Consider the following 21,705-nt stretch of genomic DNA (forward strand, 5'->3'; position numbering starts at 1 on the left):
CGGGGCAGCACCTCGGGCTCACTCGACGGTGATTCCCGCAACCTTCCAGCCGTCGCCTTCAGAGGCCATCTGAAGCGTTTCCGTCACGCGGGTTTGTTTGCTGTAGCGGGCCGTGAACGTGATCACCCAGTAGCCATTGGGCGGCGCGGCGGTGAAATCGACTGTCGCCAACTCGCGGGATATCGGCTTGCCGACCCGGGCGCGCACCGATCGTGAGGCCTGCGCCCACCATTCGACGGTATTGAGCAGCTGAAACGACTTGTGGGTGGCCTGCCAGCTCGCGGTCCAATCGTCATGGTCGAGCATGGCAAGGAAACGCCGCGCCGCATCCGTCGCAGCCGCTTCGCTCGCCGAAGTGGGCGTAACTGCGGCAGCGGGACTGGCGGGCGCACTGGCAAGCTCCATGGCTCCTGAAGGAGCGTGGGTGCCGGACTGGGCAAGCAAGGCAAGCAAGGCAAGGCTGACGGTCATGGCGAGTCCTCCGACAATCCACCCGGCGCGGCGCCAATCGCCATCACTTAGGGCTGTCTGCCGGTCTGGATGCGCCGCAGCGGGCAGTGCCGCATCCCCGATTGGCTTGTCCCCCAGCAATTCGGGGTGCTGAGCTTCGATCTGGTGCAGCAATCGCGCTGCCTCGCGGCTGCTTGATACTGCCAGCTTGCGCCGGGCATCCCGCAGCCGTTCATGAATGGTGTGGACAGAAAGATCGAGGTGGCGCGCGATGGACTTGGCATCATGACCGCCAAGCAGAAGGCGCAGCGTTTCCTTTTCCTTTTCGGTGAGTGCCTGATATCCGCTCGACATTCCGCCGATCTAGAGACGCCGCCTGTTGCGGGCCACCCCCAATAATTCGTATCTCCCGTCCATGGCCGTCCCATACCACCCACCCATCAAGCGCTCTGTCGAGATTGCCGGGCACAAGACTTCGATCAGCCTTGAGCCGCTGTTCTGGGATTGGCTGCGCGCGGCTGCCGAAGCGGAAGGCGTGCCGATCAACGCCCTTGTCGCGCGGATCGATGCCGAACGGATTGGCGCAGAAACGCCGCCGGGGCTCGCCGGTGCGATCCGCCTGTGGCTCGCTGCGCGGGCGCTAGAGGGCTGAGAGCGCGAAGCCCGCTGCTGCGGCGATGGCGAGCGTTGGCATGATCCCACGTTTCAGGGGGAAGAGCATCGCGGCGGCGCCAGCGGCGATCACGGCGGCGCGCCAGTCGAGGCTGGCGAGATCGGGCATTCCCGCTGCCGACACGCGGCCAAAGAGCACATGCAAGGCAAACCACAGCGCCAGATTGGCGATCACGCCGACAACCGCAGCCGTGATCGCCGCCAGCGCGCCTTGCAGCCGTTCGGCGCGCTCCAGTCGTTCCATCCATGGCGCGCAGGCGAAGATCCACAGGAAGCAGGGGGCGAAGGTGACCCATGTGGTGAGGCCTGCGCCGAGCAAGCCGGCAACGAGCGGCGATAAGCCGCCCGGATGGCGCCACGCGGCGATGAAGCCAACAAACTGCGTGACCATGATCAGCGGACCCGGCGTTGTTTCGGCAAGGCCGAGGCCGTCCGCCATCTCGCCGGGAGAAAGCCAGCCGAACCCGCTCACGGCCGCCTGCGCCATATAGGCGAGCACCGCATAGGCTCCGCCAAAGGTAACGACGGCGAGGCGGGAGAAGAACAAACCGACCTGCCACAGCACATGATCGGGACCGAGCGTGACGAATACCAGCGCCAGGGGCAGACCCCAGATGGCGAGCCATACCGCGACGGTCCGAAAGGTCAGGACCACGAGCCGACGCGGGGCCTGCAGCGGGCCGTCGCCAGCAGCGGCATGGTGTGTGCCCAGCCACTGCGGCGCCCACTTCGCTGCCGCCGCGCCGATTAGACCGGCCATCAGGATCACCAGCGGGAAGGGCGCGTGTAGAAGCGTTAGCGCCAGCGCGGCCAGCACCGCCAACGCCAGCTTGAAGCGCGTGCCCAGCGCCCGCCTCGCGACACGGATCAGCGCCTGCAGGACGACGGCCAGCACCGCTGCCTTGATGCCAAGGAACAGGGCCGCAAACCAATGGAGCCCGGCAGCCGCTACATAGAGCAGGGAAAGCCCCAGCATCACCGCCGCGCCGGGGAGGACGAAGAGCAGCCCCGCGATCAGCCCGCCGCGCACACCGTGCAGCCGCCAGCCGATCCATGTGGCGAGTTGCTGGGCTTCCGGGCCGGGCAGAAGATGGCAGAGATTGAGCGCGCGCAGGAACGCGTCTTGTTCAACCCATCTGCGCTCATCCACGAGCTCGCGCTGCATCAATGCGATCTGGCCGGCAGGCCCGCCGAAGCTGAGACAACCGATCCGCGCGAAAACCCGGGTCAGTTCTGCCAGCGTCGGAACCGGCATCAGTCGCCGCCGACGCGCTCCACGTCCGCGCCGATCAGTGCGAACTTCTCTTCGAGCCGCTCATAGCCGCGATCGAGGTGATAGAGCCGGTGGACCTGCGATTCGCCCTCGGCAGCAAGGCCTGCGATCACGAGGCTCATCGAAGCGCGCAGGTCGGTTGCCATCACTTCGGCGCCGTGCAGCTTGCTCACGCCGTGAACGATGGCGGTGCGCCCCTTGGTCTCGATATGCGCGCCCATCCGGTTGAGTTCGGGAACGTGCATGTAGCGGTTCTCGAAGATCGTCTCGGTCAGCACGCTCGAGCCATTGGCAAGGCACAGCATTGCCATGAGCTGCGCCTGCATGTCGGTGGCAAGGCCGGGATAGGGCGCGGTGGAGAGCGTAACCGGACGGAGCTGGCCGTCGCTGGCGACGCGCAAGCCGCCGCGAACCTGCTCGACCAGAACGCCCGCATCGCGCAGCGCCTGAATTGTGGAGGCCATGTCCTCGGCGCGCGCGCCGGCGAGCGTGATATCGCCCCCAGTGATCGCTGCCGCGCAGGCGTAGCTGCCCGCCTCGATGCGATCCGGCATGACCATGTAAGTCGCACCGTGGAGCCGGTTCACGCCGTGGATGGTGATGTCGGACGTGCCGATCCCTTCGATCTGCGCGCCCATCGCGACGAGCAGGTTGCACAGGTCGACGATTTCCGGCTCGCGCGCGGCGTTGTGCAGCGTGCTGGTTCCCCGCGCGAGGACGGCCGCCATCAGCGCATTCTCGGTCGCGCCGACCGAGACGATCGGGAAGCTGTAATCACCGCCCGGCAGCCCCCCGTCCGGCGCAATCGCGCGGACATAGCCTGCCGCAAGTTCGATCTGCGCACCGAAGGCTTCGAGCGCCTTGAGGTGCAGGTCGATCGGGCGGTTGCCAATGGCACAGCCGCCGGGGAGCGAGACAGTCGCCTCGCCCGCGCGGGCCAGCAGGGGGCCGAGAACCAGGATCGAGGCGCGCATCTTGCGTACAAGATCGTAGGGCGCGACTGTCGAAGTCAGCCGTGTCGCCTGCAAGGTCATCACCCGGCCGAAATCTTCAGGCCTTGCGCCTGCGATCGAGGTCGAAACGCCGAACTGGTTGAGCAGGTGCTGGAAGCCATCGATATCGGCAAGACGCGGCAAATTGCGCAGCGTTACCGGCTCTTCGGTCAGGAGCGCGCAGGGTAGCAGGGTCAGCGCAGCATTCTTCGCGCCCGAGACTGGAACCGTGCCGGAAAGGCGGTTACCGCCACGAATGATGATCTTGTCCATCGCGGTCGTTTACCTCTTTTGAGGCCTTGCGCAACAGGATCGAAATGATGGCGCACTAGCACCACGTTATGCCACAGTGCGGCTGAGGCCGTTACCGGCCGTTCAGCAAGGGGGATCAGACACGACATGTCCGGTAGCAATGCATCGCAGCCCGTCCGCAAGCCTGTCCGCAAGGCGGTGTTCCCCGTGGCAGGCATGGGTACGCGGTTTCTTCCGGCGACCAAGGCGATCCCCAAGGAAATGCTGCCGATCATCGACCGGCCGCTGATCCAGTATGCGGTGGACGAGGCGCGCGAGGCGGGTATCGAGCAGCTGATTTTCGTTACCGGTCGCGGCAAGACGGCCATCGTCGAGCACTTCGATACGGCTTTCGAGCTTGAACGGACGATGGCCGATCGCGGCAAGGACCTCTCGATTCTTGATGCTACCCGCATCCTTCCCGGCAATCTCGTGACCGTCCGCCAGCAGGTGCCCATGGGCCTTGGTCATGCGATCTGGTGCGCGCGTGCCATCGTCGGCGACGAGCCATTCGCGATTTTCCTGCCCGACGAGCTGATGATCGGCTCGCCCGGTTGCATGAAGGAGATGGTGGAGGCCTACAACGAAGTCGGCGGCAACCTCATCAGCGTGCTTGAAGTGCCGGAGGAGGAGGTTTCCAGCTACGGCGTGATCGCCCCCGGCGCGCGCATTTCGGACAAGCTTACCGAAGTGACCGGGCTGGTCGAAAAGCCGAAGCGCGAGGAAGCGCCTTCGAATCTCATCATCTCCGGCCGCTATATCCTGCAGCCGGAAGTCATGCGCACGCTGGAAGGCCAGGAAAAGGGTGCGGGCGGCGAAATCCAGCTGACCGATGCGATGGCGCGCATGATCGGCGAGCAGCCGTTCCACGCCGTGACCTTCACCGGGCGGCGGTTTGACTGCGGCAGCAAGGCCGGTTTCGTCGAGGCAACGCTTTCGCTGGCACTCGAACGGCCCGACATGGCGGATGACGTCCGCGCGATCATGCAGCGTCTGCTGGCGTAGTAACCCGGCGGCTCAGGCCGCCTTCCACCGCAGGGGAAGGCGCTTGAGCCCGCCGACAAATGTGGACTTGGCCCGTGCGGGTTCGCCCGCCAGTTCTACGCTGTCCAGCCGGTCGAGCAGCACTTCGAACAGGATGCGCATCTCGAGCCGCGCGAGATGGAGCCCGAGGCACTGGTGCGCCCCTGCTCCGAAAGCGAGGTGGCGGTTGCCCTCGCGTGCCGCGTCGAAGCGGCGCGGATCGGGGAACTGCGAGGGATCGTGGTTCGCCGCAACGTAGTTGAGCATCAGCCAGTCGTCCTTGGCGATCTTCTGCCCGCCGAGCTCGGTATCGACCGAGGCGGTGCGCATGAAGTGCTGCACCGGCGTCGTCCAGCGAATGGCTTCCTCGACAATGCCTGCGAGCAGGCTGCGGTCTGCCTTGACCCGGGCAAACTGCTGCGGATCGCGGGCCAATGCCAACATCGCGCCGGCGGTGGAGGCGCTGGTCGTATCGTGCCCCGCGCTGGCGGTGATGATGTAGTAACCGGCGGTGACCACATCATCGAGCGGTGCGCCGTCAATCGTGCCATTGGCGATGACCGTGGCGACGTCATCCGTGGGGTTCTTGCGCCGCTCGGCGGCTAGCGCGGCGAAATAGGCCTCGAAGTCCTTCACCGCGCCCGCGACGATCTGGGTGATCATTTCGGGCGGCAGGTCCTTGATGCCGGACTGGTTGAGCTCCTCGTCCTGCCCTCCGAACATCTGCTGCGTGAGCACGAGCATGCGTTGCTCGTCCTCCTCCGGCACGCCGAGGATCTGCATGACCACGTGGAGCGGATAGGGCGAGGAAACGAGCTTGGTGAAATCGCCCTCACCGCCTGCGGCCAGAAGGCGGTCTACGGTGGCCTCCGCGATCTTGCGGGTGCGCTCCTCGATCGTGCGCAGGTTCTTGGGCATGAACCAGTCCTGCGTCAGCCGGCGCAGCTTGGGGTGCAGCGGCGCATCGAGCTGCACCAGGGATTGCACCAGATGCGGACTGCCGCCGGTGATCGCGCGGGCGAGCGCATCGGTGCTGCGCAGCGTGAACACGGTGGGCTTGGGATGGTTGAGGAAGGTGGCGTTGTCCTTGCTCGCGGCCATCACTTCGTCGAACCCGCTGACCAGCCAGAACGGCTCATGCAGATCGGCCGACGAGACCACCTTCGCCACCTGCAAGCCTTCGCTGCGCAGCACATCGAACTGGTCGAGCAGCGGATCCCATGCCGAATAGGCGGCGGGATCGATCACGGCGCGGCCGATTTCCTCGGGAACGATGCGATCGGCGGTAGTGGCCATGGAATGCGTCCTTGAATGAGGGGTCAGGCAGCTGCTGCAGCGGCCGCCTTGTATTCGTCGCGCAGCAGCCGCTTGAACAGCTTGCCGGTGGGCTCGCGCGGGAGGTCGGCGCGGAAATCGATCTGGCGGGGGAGCTTTACGCGGCTGAGCTGCGGAGCGAGCCAGGCGGTCAGCTCCTCAGCCAGCGCGTCGCCTGCGTCCTCAATGTCATGCGGCTGGACGACGGCGACGACACGCTCGCCCATGTCGGGATCCGGGGCGCCGATCACGGCGACGTCGGCCACCTTGGGATGCGTGATCAGGAGGTTCTCGATCTCCTGCGGGTAGATGTTCACCCCACCCGAGATGATCATGAAGCTCTTGCGATCAGTGAGGAAAAGGTAGCCATCCTCGTCCTCCCAGCCCACGTCGCCAAGGCTGGTCCAGCCATGCTTGTTGGTGGCATCGCGCGTCTTGTCGGGATCGTTGTGGTAGGCGAAGGGATTGCCGCCCTCGAAGAAGACCTGGCCCTCGGTGCCGCGCGGCAGTTCATCGCCGTTTTCGCCGCAGATGCGGATCGTGCCGAGCAGCGCACGGCCAACCGAACCGGGGCGCTCCAGCCATTCTGGGCTCGAGATGAAGGTGAAGCCGTTGCCTTCGGTGCCGGCATAGTACTCATTGAGCACCGGGCCCCACCATTCGATCATCGCGCGCTTGACCGGGACGGGGCAGGGCGCAGCCGCGTGAATCGCGCCGCGCAGCGACGAGAGATCGTAGCGCGTGCGCACCTCCTCCGGCAGCTTGAGCATGCGCACGAAATGGGTGGGCACCCATTGGCTGTCGGTCACCTTGTAGCGCTCGATCGCTTCGAGCGCCTTCTCGGCATCGAACTTTTCCATGCAGACCACGGTGCCGCCGAAGCGGTGAATGGTCATCGACCAGCGCAGCGGCGCAGCATGGTAGAGCGGCGCGGGCGAGAGATAGACCGCATCCGGGCGAATGCCGAATGGGCCACCTGCGAGCATGATGAGCGAATTGGCGCCGCCGATCGCGGGATCCTCGGGCAGCGGTACCCGCACGCCCTTTGGCTTGCCGGTGGTGCCGGACGAATAGAGCATATCGCAGCCCGCGCGTTCATCGGCGATGGGTTCGGCGGGCATGGCGTTGAGAGCAGCGGCAAGATCGTGTTCGCCGCTCCCGCCGAGGCGCAGCTGGGCGACTTCGGGCGCCAGCGCGGCGACGGCATCGAGCAGCGGTGTGAGCGCGCCCGAGCCGACCAGCAGCTTTGCGCCGCTGTCCTGCGCGATATAGGCGACTTCGGGCGGGGTGAGGCGCGAGGATATCGCGACGTAGACAATCCCCGCGCGCTGCGCGCCCCAGCACAGCGAGTAGAAAGCAGGGTGGTTCTCGAAGCAGAGCGCGATGGTATCGCCGATGCCGATCCCGCGCGAACGCAGCAGTTGGGCGAAGCGGTTGCTTTGCGCTTCGAGTTCTCCGTAGGTCACGACCTCGCCGCTACCGGACATGATCACGGCAGGCTTTTCGGGATTGGTTTTCGCGTGGACGCTCGGGTGGTAGTGCATGCGCATCCTCTCAGGATCGGCGGCTCGATCAGGCCGTTGTTTCCGAGAGTTTAACCGTTCGATTAATGCGTGCAACGGGATTCGTCAGCGGCTTGCATTTCCGCACCACGCGCGGACGCCAGAAAAGAAGAAGGCGGCGTTTCCGCCGCCTTCATCCCATCCTCTCCAAGATGACTTTTTGTCGCGGCGCTCAGCGCGTCAGCGGGGCAGGAACATCGCTCTGCGCCAGAACGGTGTCGGTCGAGACACCCGGTGCGACGGTCTGCATATAAGGAATGGGGTTCACCGCCTCGCCACCGATGCGCACTTCGTAGTGCAGGTGCGAACCAGTCGATCGGCCGGTCGAGCCGACGTAGCCGATCACGTCGCCCTTTCGGACGCGCTGGCCTTCGGCAACCGCGATACGCGACATGTGGCCGTAGCGCGTTTCCATGCCGCCGCCATGCTCCAGCTCGACGAAGAGGCCGTAGCCGCCGAACCAGTCGGCCTTGCCGACGACGCCATCAGCCGAAGCGTGGATCGGGGTGCCGGTGGTGGCGGGAAGATCGATGCCCTTGTGCGCGCGCAGACCGCCGAGGACGGGGTGAACGCGCATGCCGAAGCCGCTGCTCATGGCGCGGTTCGACGAAACAGGAACGAGCGAGGGGATCGAGACACCGCCATTACGCTGGGCGGGGGCAGCAGCACCAAGCGGTCCACCCGTTTCAAGGGCCTTCCAGCTTGCGAAGAGCTTGTGAAATTCATCATCGGCGGGAGCAGCGGTGGTGCCGTTGCGGGCAGCTTCGGCAGCGCGGAGCGGGGCGGCAATGTCGGCCGACGCAGCGCTGTTCGCCATGGCGGGAACCGAGAAGAAACAGGCAAGGGCACCAATCGAGCCAAGTACCAGCTTCGTAATCTTGTTGTTAACCATTACGACCCGCTAACCCTTAATCGCCCCGACCGTGCAGCATCAAATGCGCTGCATATTATCAGAGCCGACCCACCTGGATCTTGCCAACGGCCTGCCGGATCATCCCGGCCTGCCTGGCAAGCTCCCTGAGGACTAAGCGGAAACCCCTCCCGCTGCCTCGACGAGAACGGGTTAGGGGGAAGTGTCTTAATCAGACAACCCCTGACATCAATTCGTACGATAAACCGGCTGCACGACGCGCCGAGTCGTTGAACGGTGGCTTAACAGCCCCTCGAAAATGCCGCGCAACAAGCGCTTTCCACAAGGCTGGCGGTGATTCATGGCGCTCATCGCACAGTTTCAGGAAGTGCGTTGTGCCGTAGCGCACATGCCGAATCTCGTCGTTCAGGATACGCTCGAGAATCCGCGCCGAGCGCAGATCGCCTGCTGCCGCGAAGCGCTCGATGGTGACCGGAGTCACGTCGAGTCCGCGCGCTTCGAGCACCATGGGGACCACGGCCAGGCGGGCCGCAAGATCATGCGCGGTTTCGCGTGCCGCGTCCCACAGCCCGTCATGCGCGGGCAGTGCGCCATAGTCGGAGCCGAGGGTGCGCAAACGGCGCGCGAGCAAGGAGAAGTGCATCGCCTCGTCCGCCGCGACATCGAGCCAATCGCTCACGAAGTCCGGCCCGCGCTCGGCACCGAATCGGCCTGCCGCATCCAGCGCCAGGTCGATCGCAACGAATTCGATATGCGCGAGGGCATGGAGCAGCGCGAGCCGACCGCGCTCCGAACCGCCACGCCCGCGCTTGGGCATGGCGTTCGGCGGCAGCAACTCGGGCCGTGCCGGGCGGGCTGGCTCGTCAGGCATTGCCGCGTCGAACGCGAATGCCAGCCGTCCGGCCGCCCATTCGCGCCGCACCGCGCGCGTTGCCATGGCCTTGGCCGAAGGATCGGCGGTGAGCATGGCACCACGGATCGCTGCAGCAATGCTGGTCCCCGTCATTGCCCAGTCAAAGCGCCTTGGCGGCGGCGAGCACCTCTTCGGCGTGACCCTTGACCTTAACCTTGGGCCAGACCTGCGCGATCGTCCCATCCGCCGCGACGAGATAGGTCGTGCGCTCCATGCCCATGTAGGTGCGGCCATACATGGATTTCTCGGTCCAGATGCCCAGAGCGTCCGAGAGGCCGCCTTCTTCCGCATCGCTGGCGAGCGGTGCGGCAAGGCCATGCTTCTCGATGAACTTGAGGTGCTTCTTCGGCGGATCCTTGCTCACGCCGAGCAGCGCGGTGCCGGCCGCATCGAACTCGGCCGCGAGCGCGGAAAAGTCCTTGTTCTCCGTGGTGCAGCCGGGGGTGTCGTCCTTGGGATAGAAGAACAGCACCAGCTTGCGGCCGAGAAAATCGGACGGCTTCACAGTGCCGCCTTCGGGAGTTGTCATGGCAACATCAGGCAGTTTGCTGCCCGCGCCGATGGTCTCGCTCATTCGTGGATCTCCAGTTTCTCGTCAAAAATGGTGTGCCAACAGGCCGCGATATCGCGGCGGGCCGCCAGCACGGCAGTCAGCAGGCCCGGCCATTCGGCCAGACCGCACGCTTTGGCAACGATAGCGCGGCTGGCTTCAGGCGGATAGCGTCCGTCGGGGGCAACGAGGCGCACGACAATGAGCAGCCGCGCCAGCAGATCGTGCGCGGCGCGCAAGGGGGCCGGCAGCAGACCCGCCGAGATCAGGGCATCGACTGCACACCCGAGATCGGGATCGAGCGCGGTACGCTCGCGCAGCTGCAGATAGTGGACGAGGAACTCCAGATCGACGAGCCCGCCGCGTGCCAGCTTCACGTCGAGCGGGCCCGCTGGCGGCTTGTGCTGCGCCATTTCCACCCGCATCGCATGGACATCGGCGCGCAGCTTCTCGCCGTCGCGCGGGCGGTGCAGCACGTCATCGATGATCGTCGAAAGCGCGGCGCAGTCTTCTGCCCGTCCGAACAGGGGCCGCGCCCGGCACAGCGCCATGTGCTCCCAGGTCCACGCATCCTCGCGCTGATAGCGCGCAAAGCTCTCAAGGCTAACGGCGAGCGGCCCTTGCGCACCGCTGGGCCGCAGGCGGACATCCACTTCGTAGAGCGCGCCTGCCGCAGTCGGGGCGGACAGCGCTGCGATCACCCGCTGGGCGAGCCGGTTGTAGTAAAGCGTGCTGCCAAGCGGTCTGGCTCCGTCCGATTCGCCGGTGTGATCGCCGCTGAACAGGAACACGATGTCGAGGTCCGAGGCATGGGTGAGGGCCGCGCCGCCCAGTCTGCCGAGCCCGAGGATAACGAGTTCGCTGCCGGCGATCTGGCCGTGGGCGCGGACGAATTCGCCCCGCGCCGCTTCAGTGAGTACGAGAATCGCGGCTTCGGCGATGCGCGAAAGGGCGGCGGCAACGTCGAGCGGATCGCGCCAGGTTTCGCTTGCCTGGCTTTCGATCAGTTGCACGCCGAGTGCAAAGCGCCACTCACCGACCTTTCGGCGCACGGCATCGAGCAGGCACTGGTAATCATCGCCTGCCTCGCAGCGCCGAAACTCGGTGGCGAGGCTTTCGACACTGCCAGGCAGATCGAAGGCGCTGCGATCGATCAGCGTGTCGAGCAGGTCCGAACGGCGGGCGAGCTCGTCGGCCAGCGTGGGCGCGTGGGCGAGGACGCGCATGACGACGCCGAGCAGCGCGGGGCGCGCCTCCAGCAGCTGGAAGATGTTGATCGCGCTCGGCAGCCCGGCAAGCAGACCTTCCCAGCGCAGCAGCGCGCGTTCGGGATCAGGCGCTGCGGCCAGAGCGCCGAGCAGCGTGCCGCGCAGACGCGCAAAGGCGGCGCGGGCTTCGGCGCTGCGCAGGGCGCGGTACTGGCCGCTTTCCCAGCTTTCGATTCGTGTGGCGAGCGCACCCGGATCGGCAAAGCCAAGCGCCTGCAGTTCCTGTTCGAGTGGGCGGGCGGTGACGGGGACCGCCCCGCTTGGCGCATAAGTGGCAATCAGGTTGTCGAACCGGCTGCCGACGGCCTCCGAGATTCGGGCCAGTTCTTCCACCAGCGCCGCGCCGGACCGAAGGCCCTCCAGTCGCGCCACGGCATCGAGTTGCGCGGGATCGGTCGGCAGGCTGTGCGTCTGCTGGTCCGCGATCATCTGCAGTCGGTGTTCGAGTGTACGCAGCCGGTCGTAGCTGTCGCCAAGCAGCACGGCGTCATCGGTGGTGACGATTCCGGCCTCCGCCAGAGCGTCGAGCGCCGCGCGGGTGCCGCGCAGGCGCAGCGCGGGGTTGCGGCCACCGTGGATCAGCTGATGCGTCTGGGCGAAGAATTCGACCTCGCGGATGCCGCCGCGCCCGCGTTTGAGGTCATATCCGGGGCCGACGGCCTGCCCACCGGCGTAGTGGTCGCGAATACGCGTGGTCAGGCGTCCGATCTCGGCAATCGCGCCGAAATCAAGGCTGCGGCGCCAGACGAACGGGCGGATCGCATCGAGAAAGACCTGCCCTGCGACGACGTCCCCTGCTGCCGGACGCGCACGGATATAGGCAGCTCGCTCCCATGCCAGCGCGCTCGATTCGTAGTGCGTGATGGCGGCGACAAAGGGCAGCGCCAGCGGTGTGACCTCGGCCGCAGGGCGCAGACGCAGATCGACGCGAAAAACGTATCCCTCGCTCGTGACCGTGCTCAGCAGCTCGACCACAGTGCGCGCGATGCGCTGGGCCGCTTCGGCTGGATCGTCGCGTTCGCGGCGCGGCAGTAGGTCGGGATCGTAGAGCAGGATCGGGTCGATATCCGACGAGTAGTTGAGCTCGCCCGCGCCGTGCTTGCCGAGCGCGATGGCTGAAAAGCCCCGCGGTTCGGCATCGGGGACGCGGCGGCGCATGGCGGCGATGATCGCGGCGTCAAGCGCACAATCGGCAAATGCAGACAGTTCGGTCATCACCCGGGCGAGCGGAAGCGCGCCAGCGAGATCCCCGATGGCAAGCGCGACAGCAAGCGCCAGTCGCTGCCGGCGCAAGGCGATGCCGGTGTCAGGCTCCCCGGACCCTGCCTGATGGGCGGCAGCGAGCGCATCCTCGATTCGGCCGGCCCTGAGCAGCGCCTCGAGATCGGGCAGCCGGTCCAGGCCGCGGGCGAGGAACGGCGCTTCGCTGCGGGCGCGGTGGAGGGCGTGCGCCCAGTCCGCTGTCTGGCTGGTGCCGGTCATGGTTCTGCGATGCCCGGTCGGCGCCGTGCGATCAAGCGCATGCGTGCGGCTTGCCAGCACGCGGGGGCTCTGCCACCTGTGCCGCCACTGCCAGAACCGGTGCTTTGAATGCCATGAGGGAATTGAGGATGAAGATCAGCAAGTCGTTTGGTCGCAAGGTCTTGGGCCTGATGTGCGGTGCTGCGCTGGTAATGCCGATGGCAGCGAGCCACGCTGCGTCCGCAGTGCCTCCGGTCGATGAGGCACTGATGCGGGAGACGATCCGCACGCTGTCGTCTGACGAGTACGAAGGTCGCGGGCCGGGCACTGCTGCCGAGCCGAAGACGCTCGACGCGATCATCGCGCGGTTCAAGGCGGCCGGGCTTCAGCCCGGCAACAAGGGGCAAGATGGCAAGCCAACGTGGCTGCAGGATGTGCCGACGGCAACAATCACCGCAACCAATCGCAGCCCGCTCACCATCACCGGCGGTGCCCAATCGGCAACCGTCACCTCGATGACTTTCAAGCCTTCGACCGAATTCGTGGCAGGCAGCTATCGCATCACGCCGCATACCGAAGTGAAGGACAGCGAGCTGGTCTTTGTCGGCTATGGCATCAACGCGCCCGAACTGGGCTGGAACGACTATGCCGGCATCGACATGCACGGAAAGACCGCCGTCATCCTCGTCAACGATCCGGACTATGCGATGGAAGGCGAGAACGGTCTCTTCCGCGGTCGCCGCATGACCTACTACGGGCGGTGGACCTACAAGTTCGAGGAAGCTGCGCGGCAGGGAGCCACGGGGGCGCTGATCATCCACGATACCTTCCCGGCAGCCTATGGCTGGCAGGTGGTCGAATCGAGCTGGTCCGGCGCGCAGCATTTCGTGCAGACCGCCAACGATGGCGCGGATCAGACCGGGGCGAACGGCTGGATCCAGAAGCCGGTGGCGGAGGCGATCCTCAAGGCGGCCGGCAAGGATCTTGCTGCGCTGACGGCTGCGGCGCAGGCGAAGGGCTTCAAGCCGGTGCCGCTCGGCCTCAAGGCCAGCCTCTCGTTCGACAACACGATCGAGAAAGCCAATTCGCACAACGTCGTAGGTCTGCTGCCGGGCAAGACGCGTCCCGATGAATACGTGCTCTACAGCGCGCATTGGGATCACCTTGGTCGCTGCAAGCCCGATGCGACGGGTGATGACATCTGCAACGGCGCGGTCGACAACGCGACCGGCGTTGCCGCACTGGCGGCGCTGGCCAAGATGAACGCTGCCGCAGGCGGCACGGCGCGCAGCCAGGTTTTCCTTGCCGTCACGCTCGAGGAGTCGGGCCTGCTGGGCTCCGAATACTATGCGCAGAACCCGGTCTTCCCGCTCGCGAAGACGGTGGGCGGCGTCAATATGGATGCGCTGGCGGTGGGTGGCCCCGCGAAGGACATCACCGTTACCGGGGGCGACAAGTCCGAACTGACGACGATCCTGCGCAAGGTCGAGGGCGAGATGGGCCTCAGCGAATCGCCGGAGGAGCATCCCGAGCGCGGCCATTACTACCGCTCCGACCACTTCAGCTTCGCCAAGCGCGGGGTGCCGATGTTCGATGTCGCCCGCGGCACCGATCTTGTGGTGGGCGGCAAAGCGGCCGGGCAGGCTGCTTCGGATGACTACACCAACGTGCGCTATCATCAGCCGAGCGACCAGTATCAGGAAAGCTGGGACATCTCGGGCATGGTCCAGGATGTGAAGCTGTTCTATCGGCTCGGCCGCGAGCTTGCCGACAGCTCGGTGTGGCCGAACTGGCACCCGAACGACGAATTCCGGGCGATCCGCGACAAGAGCCTCGCCGAAGCGAAGGGCAAGTAACCCATGACCGCGACTGCGCTGCGAATGCCGCCGGAATGGCATCCGCAGGACTGGCTGTGGATCGGCTTTCCGCATCTGGCGGAGGAATGGTCCGGCGTGATCGATGCTGCTCAGGAGCAGATTGCCGCCTTTGCTAGCGCCGTTGCCGATAGCGGACAGGAAGTCCGCCTGATCGTGCGCGACGGAGCCAACGAGGCGCGCGCGCGCAGTCTGGTGTCGAGCGCGGTCACGCTGGAGCGCCGCGTCTATGGCGATGTGTGGTTGCGCGATACGGGGCCGCTGGTGGTGTGTGGGGGCGAAGAGCGGCGCGCGCGGCTGTTTGGCTTCAACGGCTGGGGCGGCAAGTATCTGATGCCCGGGGACGAGGCGATCGGCGCCGATCTGGCCGCCAGCGCGGGTCTGCCTGCGGACCGTTGCGACTGGATCCTTGAAGGCGGCGCGCTTGATGGTGACGGGACAGGCCTTGTTACGACGACTGCGCAGTGCCTTCTTAATCCGAACCGCAATCCATCATTGGCAAAGGCCGATCTTGAAGCGCGGCTGGCGCGCGATCTCGGGTACGAGCGCGTGCTGTGGCTCGGAGATGGCCTCATCAACGATCATACTGATGGCCATGTCGACAACCTTGCGCGGTTCGTGGCGCCGAACCGGCTGGCGCTGCCGCGCGCGACCGGGCCGGGCGATCCCAATGCGACGATCTATACCGATGCGGCAGCGCGGGCGCGTGATTTCGGAGTGGAAGTTGTAGAGGTTCCTTCGCCGGGGCTGGTTGAATGGGGCGGGATGATCCAGCCGGCGAGCTACATGAACTTCGTGATCGCCAACGAGGTGGTCATCGTTCCGGTGTTCGGAACGCAGCATGACGATGATGGCGTCGCCGCGATTGCGGAACTCTTTCCCGGGCGCGCGGTCATCGGGCTCATGGCCGATGCGGTGCTTGCAGGCGGCGGGGGTTTCCATTGTTCCAGTCAGCAAATGCCTGCGGCCTGATTATGCGCCCCTTAACCGGCGCATGGTAGGGGCAGGCGCATGACACAGACAATTCTCGTGGTGTTCGGCACGCGGCCGGAAGCGATCAAGATGTTTCCGGTGGTGCATGCACTAGCCGCCGATCCCGCTTTTCGCGTCGTGACCTGCGTCTCGGCGCAGCACCGCGGCATGCTCGATCAGGTGCTGGCTATCGCCGGGATCGTGCCGGATCATGATCTTGATCTGATGAAACCCGACCAGACGCTCGACGGCCTCACCGCTGCGCTGCTCACGGGCCTGGGCGGGGTGATGGACGCTGAAAAGCCGGACTGGGTCGTGGTGCAGGGCGATACCGCCACCGCGATGGCCGGTGCGCTGGCGGCCTATTACCGCAAGATCCCCGTCGCCCATGTCGAGGCTGGGCTGCGCAGCCACAATATCTATCACCCCTGGCCCGAGGAGGTGAACCGCAAGATCATCGGCACCATCGCTGCGCTACATTTTGCGCCGACCGAGACCTCTGCTGCGGCGCTCAAGGCCGAGAACGTAGCCGCCGATGCCATCCACGTGACCGGCAACACCGTGATCGATGCGCTGCAATGGGTGAGCGCCCGGATCGAAGCCGAACCTGCACTGGCAAGCGGTCTTGCGGGCCTTGAGGCACGGTTCGCGGGCAAGCGGATCATCGGCGTCACCAGCCACCGGCGCGAGAATTTCGGCGGGGGGCTGGAGGCTATCGCCGAGGCGATTCGGCAGATTGCCGCGCGCCCCGATGTGGCGCTGATCTTCCCGGTCCACCCCAATCCCAATGTGCGCAAGGTGATGGAAGGCGCGCTGGGCGATCTTCCCAACGTCGCGCTGATCGAGCCGCTCGACTATCCGCACTTCGCGCGCCTGCTGGGCCTGGCCGAAATCATGCTCACCGACAGCGGCGGCGTGCAGGAGGAAGCGCCCGCGCTCGGCAAGCCTGTCCTCGTCATGCGCGAGACGACCGAGCGGCCCGAGGGCGTCGAGGCCGGCACGGCGCGGCTCGTGGGCACCGACACAGCCCGGATAGTTTCCGAAATCTTTACTCTGCTCGACGATAAGGCTGCCTATTCGGCAATGGCGCGCGCGCACAATCCCTTCGGGGACGGGCACGCTGCGCAGCGTATCGTGGAGCTCTTGGGGAATGTCCGCTAAAATCGGAAATGGCGATCAGAAGCCGCAGGTCTGCGTTGTCGGCCTCGGCTACATCGGACTTCCCACTGCTGCGATCATTGCCCGTTCCGGCTGCCCGGTGCTCGGCCTCGATGTGACGCAGCACGTGGTCGACACGATCAACCGCGGCGAAATCCATATCGAGGAAGTCGATCTCGACGGGCTGGTGCAGGGCGTGGTCCAGCGCGGCCTGCTGCGCGCATCGACCCAGATCGAACCCGCCGACGTTTTCGTCATCGCGGTGCCGACACCGTTCGCCAAGGACGGTCACCACACGCCGGACGTATCTTATGTTCAGGCCGCTGCCAGCGAAGTGGCAGGTGTGCTCAAGCCCGGCGACGTTGTGATCCTCGAATCGACCAGCCCCGTGGGCACGACCGATGCGATGCGTGATCTGATGGCGGGCCTGCGTCCGGATCTCAAGTTCCCCGGCCTGACGCGCGAGACACCGGACGTGTCGATCGCCTATTGCCCCGAGCGCGTGCTGCCGGGCCGCATTCTGGAAGAACTCACCAACAACGACCGCTCGATCGGCGGCATTACCCCCCGCTGCGCACGCAAGGCGCTCGCCTTCTACAAGCGCTTCGTCCGGGGAACCTGCATCACCACCGACGCGCGTTCGGCAGAAATGACCAAGCTGGTCGAAAACGCCTACCGCGACGTGAACATCGCGTTTGCCAACGAGCTTTCGATCGTGGCGGACCGCATGGGTCTTGATGTGTGGGAAGTGATCCGGCTGGCCAACCGCCACCCGCGCGTCAATATCCTGCAGCCGGGCCCGGGCGTCGGCGGACACTGCATCGCGGTCGATCCCTGGTTCATCGTGGCGAGCGCGCCCGACGATACCCCGCTGATCCGCACCGCGCGCGGGGTCAACGACCAGAAGATGCACCACGTGATCGCACGGGCCACCGAACTGATCGAAGCGCAGCCCAATGCTCGCATCGCGTGCCTCGGCCTCGCGTTCAAGGCCAACATCGACGACTTCCGCGAGAGCCCGGCGCGCTTTGTCGCAGCGCGGATCGCCCGCAAGTACGGCAATCGCGTGAGCATCGTTGAGCCTTATGCGAACGTGCTGCCAGTCGAATTCACCGACACCGGCGCAAGCCTGATCGATCTCGACGATGCGCTGGAGACCTGCGACCTGCTGGTCGTGTTGGTCGACCACGACGTGTTCAAGGTCGTCCCGCTCGCTGAGCGCAGCGGCAAGGTGATCTACGATACGCGCGGCATCTGGCCGGACCAGCCGGATGCGGAGAGTGCCGGCACCGCGCTGCGGCTTGCCAGCTGAGCTCATGCGGTCGAGCCTGCCCGTGGCCGGAAGGATCGCCATGAGACTACCCCTTCGGCTGGCCGCCGGTCTCGCGGTCCTCGGCACCATCGGCTGCAGCGGCCTCGGCAGCGAATCGAACGCGCAAACGACAGCGCGCGGCGCCGGCACTGGGCAGCAGACGGCTGTGCCGCCGCTTCAGCCAGTGGTCCCGCCGGAGCTGCCGCCGCCGCGCACGCTGGCCGAATATGCCGCACACGATGCGACCTACCCGTCCTACATGCCGATGCAGGGGCTACGCCGGCCCGCCAACCGCTTCTTCGTGAAGTGCGATGCCTCGCAGGCGGCAGGGCGCGAGGTCTATCAGGGCAACGATTTAGCTTCGCTCTATGGCCGCGCCGAAGGCGGCCTCGAGTTCATCTACGAAGCCCGCGACCGGGCTGGACGGCCTTGCGTCTACCCCTTTGCGCCCAGCCTGCCGGACATCGTCGGCAACCTCGATGGCACGCAGTACATCTTCCGCTCGTCCATTCCCGGCGAGCGGGTGACGTTTCGCAGCGGCGATCAATGGGCTGTCCTGCGCTTGCGTGCGCTGGAAATGGGCCGAAGCCGCATTCATTTCGAAATGCGGGACATCGAGCTCGATTTTCCCGGTGCGATCCAGCCGATGGGCGCGCTGCATCTGGAGACGTTCGGAGGTGCGCCGCCCGGCCTGTTCACGGCGGTCATCCGGCGATCGCGGCTGTTCGGCGGCAAGAACGCGATTTTCGTGCCCAGCGGTGAGACCATGCTCTATGCCGAAGACAGCGAGATCGAGGGCAATGTCGGCACCAACAATGATCAGGAGCACAGCACTTACATCAATGGCACGCTGGTTTCCCATTTCCGCAATGTAAGCTGGAAGGGCCAATTGGGCTGGAGCAATATCGCAAGCGGGCACCAGCTGAAGGACAAGGCCTATTTGCGCATCTACGAGAATGTTCGTGTCTCGAACGCCCCGGGCCGTGGTTCGCCTTCGGCGATGCCGCTTATCGATGCGACTTCGTTCGGGTTTACCTGGGCCAACAACCTCCGGATCGATCGGGTCGCGCCGCTGCAGGAGCCGCGCGATGCGCTCGTCGATCTGCGCAGCGAGATCCTCTATGGTAATCCGCAGCACTATCCCTGGCCGGTGATTGCCACGTCCGAATGGCGGATGCCGCCTGCGGCGCTTGGTGCGCTTGATCAGGTGTACCTGTCGGTGTTCTTCAACACCGAGGTGCACAGCTTCCGCACCGAGCCGTATGTCTTCGCGCTGCGTCCATGGGGACGGGGGTTCACGCCCGGGACTGCAACGATTGCGGGCGAGGGCCTTACGACTCGCACCGAGCAGCGCGCTGTCTCGCTCGCATTCGGCACGAGCGGGACCTTCAGCAAGGTCTACTCCGCAGATGGCTGGACATATGCCAACCCGAGGCTTTCGGACGAGATGCTATGGGTGGCTGACCGCGACGCCTTCATCCGCCATGCGCTGGGGCTGATTGGGCGTTAGACCGCCGGTGCGCTCCAGCCAGCGGGCGCGGATCGCATCGCTTGTGTCGCGGCTGCCATCGTGGCTCCAGCCGGGCTCACGCACCAGATAAGCCAGCTTGTAGCGCCACGGGGCCGCCGCAAAATCCTTCGCTATGCCTTTCCATTCGTGGAAAACACTGTGGAGCAGATTGAAGGTGCCGAGCTGGCGGATCACCCCGTAGCGCGCCGGTTCTTCGTCGAGCTCGGGCTGGAACGTGCCGAACAGGCGATCCCAGAACATGAACACGCCGGCGTAGTTGCGGTCGAGATAGAGCGGGTTCGTCGCATGGTGGACGCGGTGGTGCGAGGGGGTGTTGAACACCCATTCGAACCACGCCGGCATGCGGCGCACGGCTTCGGTGTGGATCCAGAACTGGCCGACGGTGTTGGCCGCACCCGCAGTCAGCAGCATTTCCGGGGGCACGCCGACGAACGCAGGCCAGATGCGGAAGACAAAGGAAAGCGCGATAAAACCCGTCCAGGTCTGCCGCAGCGCCGTGCTTAGATTATAGTGCTGGCTGGTGTGGTGGTTGACGTGCGCTGCCCAGAACCAGCGGACGCGGTGGCCGGTACGATGCGCCCAATAGTAGTTGAAATCATCAAGCAGCAGCACCGCAATCCACGACCACCAGGCATAGGGCACGGTGGAAATGCGTTGCGCGTAAAGCCAGGTTGCGGCGGCGTAGATCGCGCCTGCCACCAGCGCACCGGCGATCGTGCTGCCAAGGCCCATCAGCAGCGAGGTCAGCATATCGCGCGCTTCGTAAGCGTTTGGTGCATGGCGGCGCGCCCATGCGATCTCGATCAGGATGAGCGCGACGAATGCCGGCACCGCATAGGCGATCACGTCGATCGGATGGGTGATCGGCGTGCCGAGCGCGGCGATGACCGAGGCCAGTGTCTCGTTCATGCGCGTGTTCCCAGTCGGCGCAGGCTGGCGGCCCAGATTTGCGCCTGATCGCCCAGATCAAGGGTGATGCTGCCAAAATGCGGATCATCGGTTGATAGCGTGATGAACCCGCGATCGAGCCGCGCACCTACATGCGACGAAAGAAGCCGCCCGGCGAACTTCGCACCGTGCCGCCGGATGAGCATCACCTCGCCGGCCGCGTTGCGCAGCAGCGCGCCGATACGTGCGCGGTCGAGCGCGACATCGACCGGATCGAACCCGCAGCGCGCTTCCTCGGCAAGGGCGCGGGCCTCGCCTTCATCAGCTATCCGCACGTCGCTGCCCATGCCGAGCGCGCGCACGATCACGAAGACCAGCAGCACGGCTGCAAGCGAACCGATCGCCTGCAAGGCAATGCCTGCGCCGGGGAGCGCAAGGAAGGCGTCCAATGCCATTGCGCGGATCGCCTGCCTCAGCGCGCCTGCGCGGCGAGGAAATCGAGCTGCGGCGTGATCGGGCTCACGTCATAGCCTGCACCTGCGGCATGGGCTGCGATCGCATCCGGCGTCATGCCCATCTTCGCTTGCGCCAGTGCCCAGAGCAGCGTGGAGCGGGTGCCGGAGCGGCAATAGGCCAGCACCGGTTTGTCGCCAGCTGCAGCAAGGGCCGCTTCCATCGCTTCGACCTGCGGCATGGAGAAGCCCGCATGCGTGACGGGGATCGCGACATAGGCGATGCCGGCTGCGTTGGCAGCGGCTTCGATTGCGGCACCTGGTGTCTGGTCCGGGGACTCGTCCTCAGGCCGGTTGTTGATGATCAAGCCTATGCCCAGCGCCTGAGCTTCAGTCACGTCCGCAAGCTCGATCTGCGGGCTGGCGAAGGTTTTGTCGTCGATCTTGCGAAACATGAGGTTATCTCTCTTCAGTGCCGCCGCACCGTTCACGCCGTTGCGGTGTTGTCTCTAAGTCTTGCGCAAACGGGGCGCCAGCGGCCGTCATCCCGGCGCACGCGGCCCATACCGAACGGACAGCCGAAGGCGAGGACAAATGCATCACATCAGCTTTGCCGAAAGCCTCCGGCGAGGGCAAGTGCCGCCTGAACATGGTAGAAAGGCCACACCCATCTGCCGCCAAGTCCTCCCAAGCAACGAATCCGTTCGCGCTGGAGCCTTTTGTTGGTTATAGTCTCAAGTGCAGAGGATCAGGCGAGCGGAGTCTCGCGCATTTCCCTTGTTGTGCCGTCGGCAGCCGCGTCCGGCTTGCGGCACCCAGGAAAGCAGGGGCGGAACGAAGGTTTATTGGTTTTTATGGGTTTTGACAGAGGGCGGCGG

Annotated in this window: 19 protein-coding genes; 7 read left to right on the forward strand and 12 right to left on the reverse strand. The window is 65.5% G+C overall.

Translation table 11 applies throughout. From position 1 onward, the window contains the following. Positions 1-18: 18 nt before the first annotated feature. A complete protein-coding gene (locus Q0071_RS05420) occupies positions 19-804 on the reverse strand; it encodes a DUF4019 domain-containing protein (protein ID WP_298166125.1) in 786 nt (261 codons plus the stop codon). 61 nt (positions 805-865) lie between these two features. On the opposite strand from Q0071_RS05420, the gene Q0071_RS05425 reads away from it, so the two are divergent. Next, the gene (locus tag Q0071_RS05425; RefSeq protein ID WP_298166127.1) at positions 866-1,102 is read left to right on the forward strand and encodes a ribbon-helix-helix domain-containing protein; all 237 of its coding nucleotides are present in this window, start codon (positions 866-868) and stop codon (positions 1,100-1,102) included. Here the strand turns inward: Q0071_RS05425 and chrA are convergent. Further along, the gene (chrA, locus tag Q0071_RS05430; protein WP_298166129.1) at positions 1,091-2,377 is read right to left on the reverse strand and encodes a chromate efflux transporter; all 1,287 of its coding nucleotides are present in this window, start codon (positions 2,375-2,377) and stop codon (positions 1,091-1,093) included. The two genes, Q0071_RS05425 and chrA, sit on opposite strands and share 12 nt — an antisense overlap. Beyond that, positions 2,377-3,660, reverse strand: a complete 1,284-nt coding sequence (gene murA, locus Q0071_RS05435; protein WP_298166131.1) for a UDP-N-acetylglucosamine 1-carboxyvinyltransferase — start codon at positions 3,658-3,660, stop codon at positions 2,377-2,379. Before murA ends, chrA begins: the two co-directional genes overlap by 1 nt. Positions 3,661-3,786: 126 nt before the next feature. Between murA and galU the strand changes: the two genes are divergently transcribed. Further along, positions 3,787-4,683, forward strand: coding sequence for a UTP--glucose-1-phosphate uridylyltransferase GalU (galU, locus tag Q0071_RS05440; protein ID WP_298166133.1), 897 nt, complete (start codon positions 3,787-3,789; stop codon positions 4,681-4,683). A 12-nt stretch (positions 4,684-4,695) separates the two neighbouring features. On the opposite strand, the gene Q0071_RS05445 is transcribed toward galU, so the two are convergent. The 6 genes from Q0071_RS05445 to glnE form a co-directional block, all read right to left on the reverse strand. Next, positions 4,696-5,997, reverse strand: a complete 1,302-nt coding sequence (locus Q0071_RS05445) for a cytochrome P450 (protein WP_298166135.1) — start codon at positions 5,995-5,997, stop codon at positions 4,696-4,698. A 23-nt stretch (positions 5,998-6,020) separates the two neighbouring features. Beyond that, on the reverse strand, positions 6,021-7,559 hold the full coding sequence (locus tag Q0071_RS05450) for an acyl-CoA synthetase (RefSeq protein ID WP_298166136.1): 1,539 nt from the start codon (positions 7,557-7,559) through the stop codon (positions 6,021-6,023). A 190-nt stretch (positions 7,560-7,749) separates the two neighbouring features. After that, positions 7,750-8,394 carry a M23 family metallopeptidase gene (locus Q0071_RS05455; RefSeq protein ID WP_298166138.1) on the reverse strand — a complete coding sequence of 215 codons (645 nt, stop codon included), beginning with the start codon at positions 8,392-8,394 and terminating at the stop codon, positions 7,750-7,752. A 265-nt stretch (positions 8,395-8,659) separates the two neighbouring features. Beyond that, positions 8,660-9,454, reverse strand: coding sequence for a ferritin-like domain-containing protein (locus Q0071_RS05460; RefSeq protein WP_298166139.1), 795 nt, complete (start codon positions 9,452-9,454; stop codon positions 8,660-8,662). A 7-nt stretch (positions 9,455-9,461) separates the two neighbouring features. Further along, entirely contained in the window at positions 9,462-9,935 is a 474-nt protein-coding gene (locus Q0071_RS05465; protein ID WP_298166141.1) for a peroxiredoxin, read from the reverse strand. Next, entirely contained in the window at positions 9,932-12,661 is a 2,730-nt protein-coding gene (glnE, locus tag Q0071_RS05470; RefSeq protein WP_298166142.1) for a bifunctional [glutamate--ammonia ligase]-adenylyl-L-tyrosine phosphorylase/[glutamate--ammonia-ligase] adenylyltransferase, read from the reverse strand. Before glnE ends, Q0071_RS05465 begins: the two co-directional genes overlap by 4 nt. Before the next feature lie 191 nt (positions 12,662-12,852). Here glnE and Q0071_RS05475 point away from each other — a divergent pair, with 191 nt between their 5' ends. Genes Q0071_RS05475 through Q0071_RS05495 form a run of 5 tightly spaced genes read left to right on the forward strand, consistent with a single transcriptional unit; the run spans position 12,853 to position 19,466 of the window. Continuing rightward, the gene (locus Q0071_RS05475; protein ID WP_298166162.1) at positions 12,853-14,496 is read left to right on the forward strand and encodes a M28 family metallopeptidase; all 1,644 of its coding nucleotides are present in this window, start codon (positions 12,853-12,855) and stop codon (positions 14,494-14,496) included. A gap of 3 nt (positions 14,497-14,499) precedes the next feature. Beyond that, entirely contained in the window at positions 14,500-15,486 is a 987-nt protein-coding gene (locus tag Q0071_RS05480; protein WP_298166144.1) for an agmatine deiminase family protein, read from the forward strand. A 39-nt stretch (positions 15,487-15,525) separates the two neighbouring features. Then, a complete protein-coding gene (gene wecB / locus Q0071_RS05485; RefSeq protein WP_298166146.1) occupies positions 15,526-16,647 on the forward strand; it encodes a UDP-N-acetylglucosamine 2-epimerase (non-hydrolyzing) in 1,122 nt (373 codons plus the stop codon). Next, positions 16,637-17,956, forward strand: a complete 1,320-nt coding sequence (gene wecC, locus Q0071_RS05490) for a UDP-N-acetyl-D-mannosamine dehydrogenase (RefSeq protein ID WP_298166148.1) — start codon at positions 16,637-16,639, stop codon at positions 17,954-17,956. The genes wecB and wecC overlap by 11 nt, the downstream gene beginning before the upstream one ends. 40 nt (positions 17,957-17,996) lie before the next feature. Then, on the forward strand, positions 17,997-19,466 hold the full coding sequence (locus tag Q0071_RS05495) for a hypothetical protein (RefSeq protein ID WP_298166150.1): 1,470 nt from the start codon (positions 17,997-17,999) through the stop codon (positions 19,464-19,466). Here Q0071_RS05495 and Q0071_RS05500 read toward each other — a convergent pair. From Q0071_RS05500 to Q0071_RS05510, 3 genes are read right to left on the reverse strand one after another with little or no spacing between them, the layout of a single operon-like run. Further along, positions 19,407-20,396 carry a sterol desaturase family protein gene (locus Q0071_RS05500; RefSeq protein ID WP_298166152.1) on the reverse strand — a complete coding sequence of 330 codons (990 nt, stop codon included), beginning with the start codon at positions 20,394-20,396 and terminating at the stop codon, positions 19,407-19,409. The two genes, Q0071_RS05495 and Q0071_RS05500, sit on opposite strands and share 60 nt — an antisense overlap. Beyond that, on the reverse strand, positions 20,393-20,830 hold the full coding sequence (locus Q0071_RS05505) for a hypothetical protein (protein WP_298166154.1): 438 nt from the start codon (positions 20,828-20,830) through the stop codon (positions 20,393-20,395). Before Q0071_RS05505 ends, Q0071_RS05500 begins: the two co-directional genes overlap by 4 nt. A gap of 17 nt (positions 20,831-20,847) precedes the next feature. Beyond that, positions 20,848-21,282 (reverse strand): TIGR01244 family sulfur transferase, encoded by a 435-nt coding sequence (locus Q0071_RS05510; RefSeq protein ID WP_298166156.1) that lies wholly within the window; start codon positions 21,280-21,282, stop codon positions 20,848-20,850. Positions 21,283-21,705 lie beyond the last annotated feature (423 nt).

Origin of the sequence: Novosphingobium sp., from assembly GCF_027486195.1 — a bacterium.
Lineage (GTDB): Bacteria > Pseudomonadota > Alphaproteobacteria > Sphingomonadales > Sphingomonadaceae > Novosphingobium.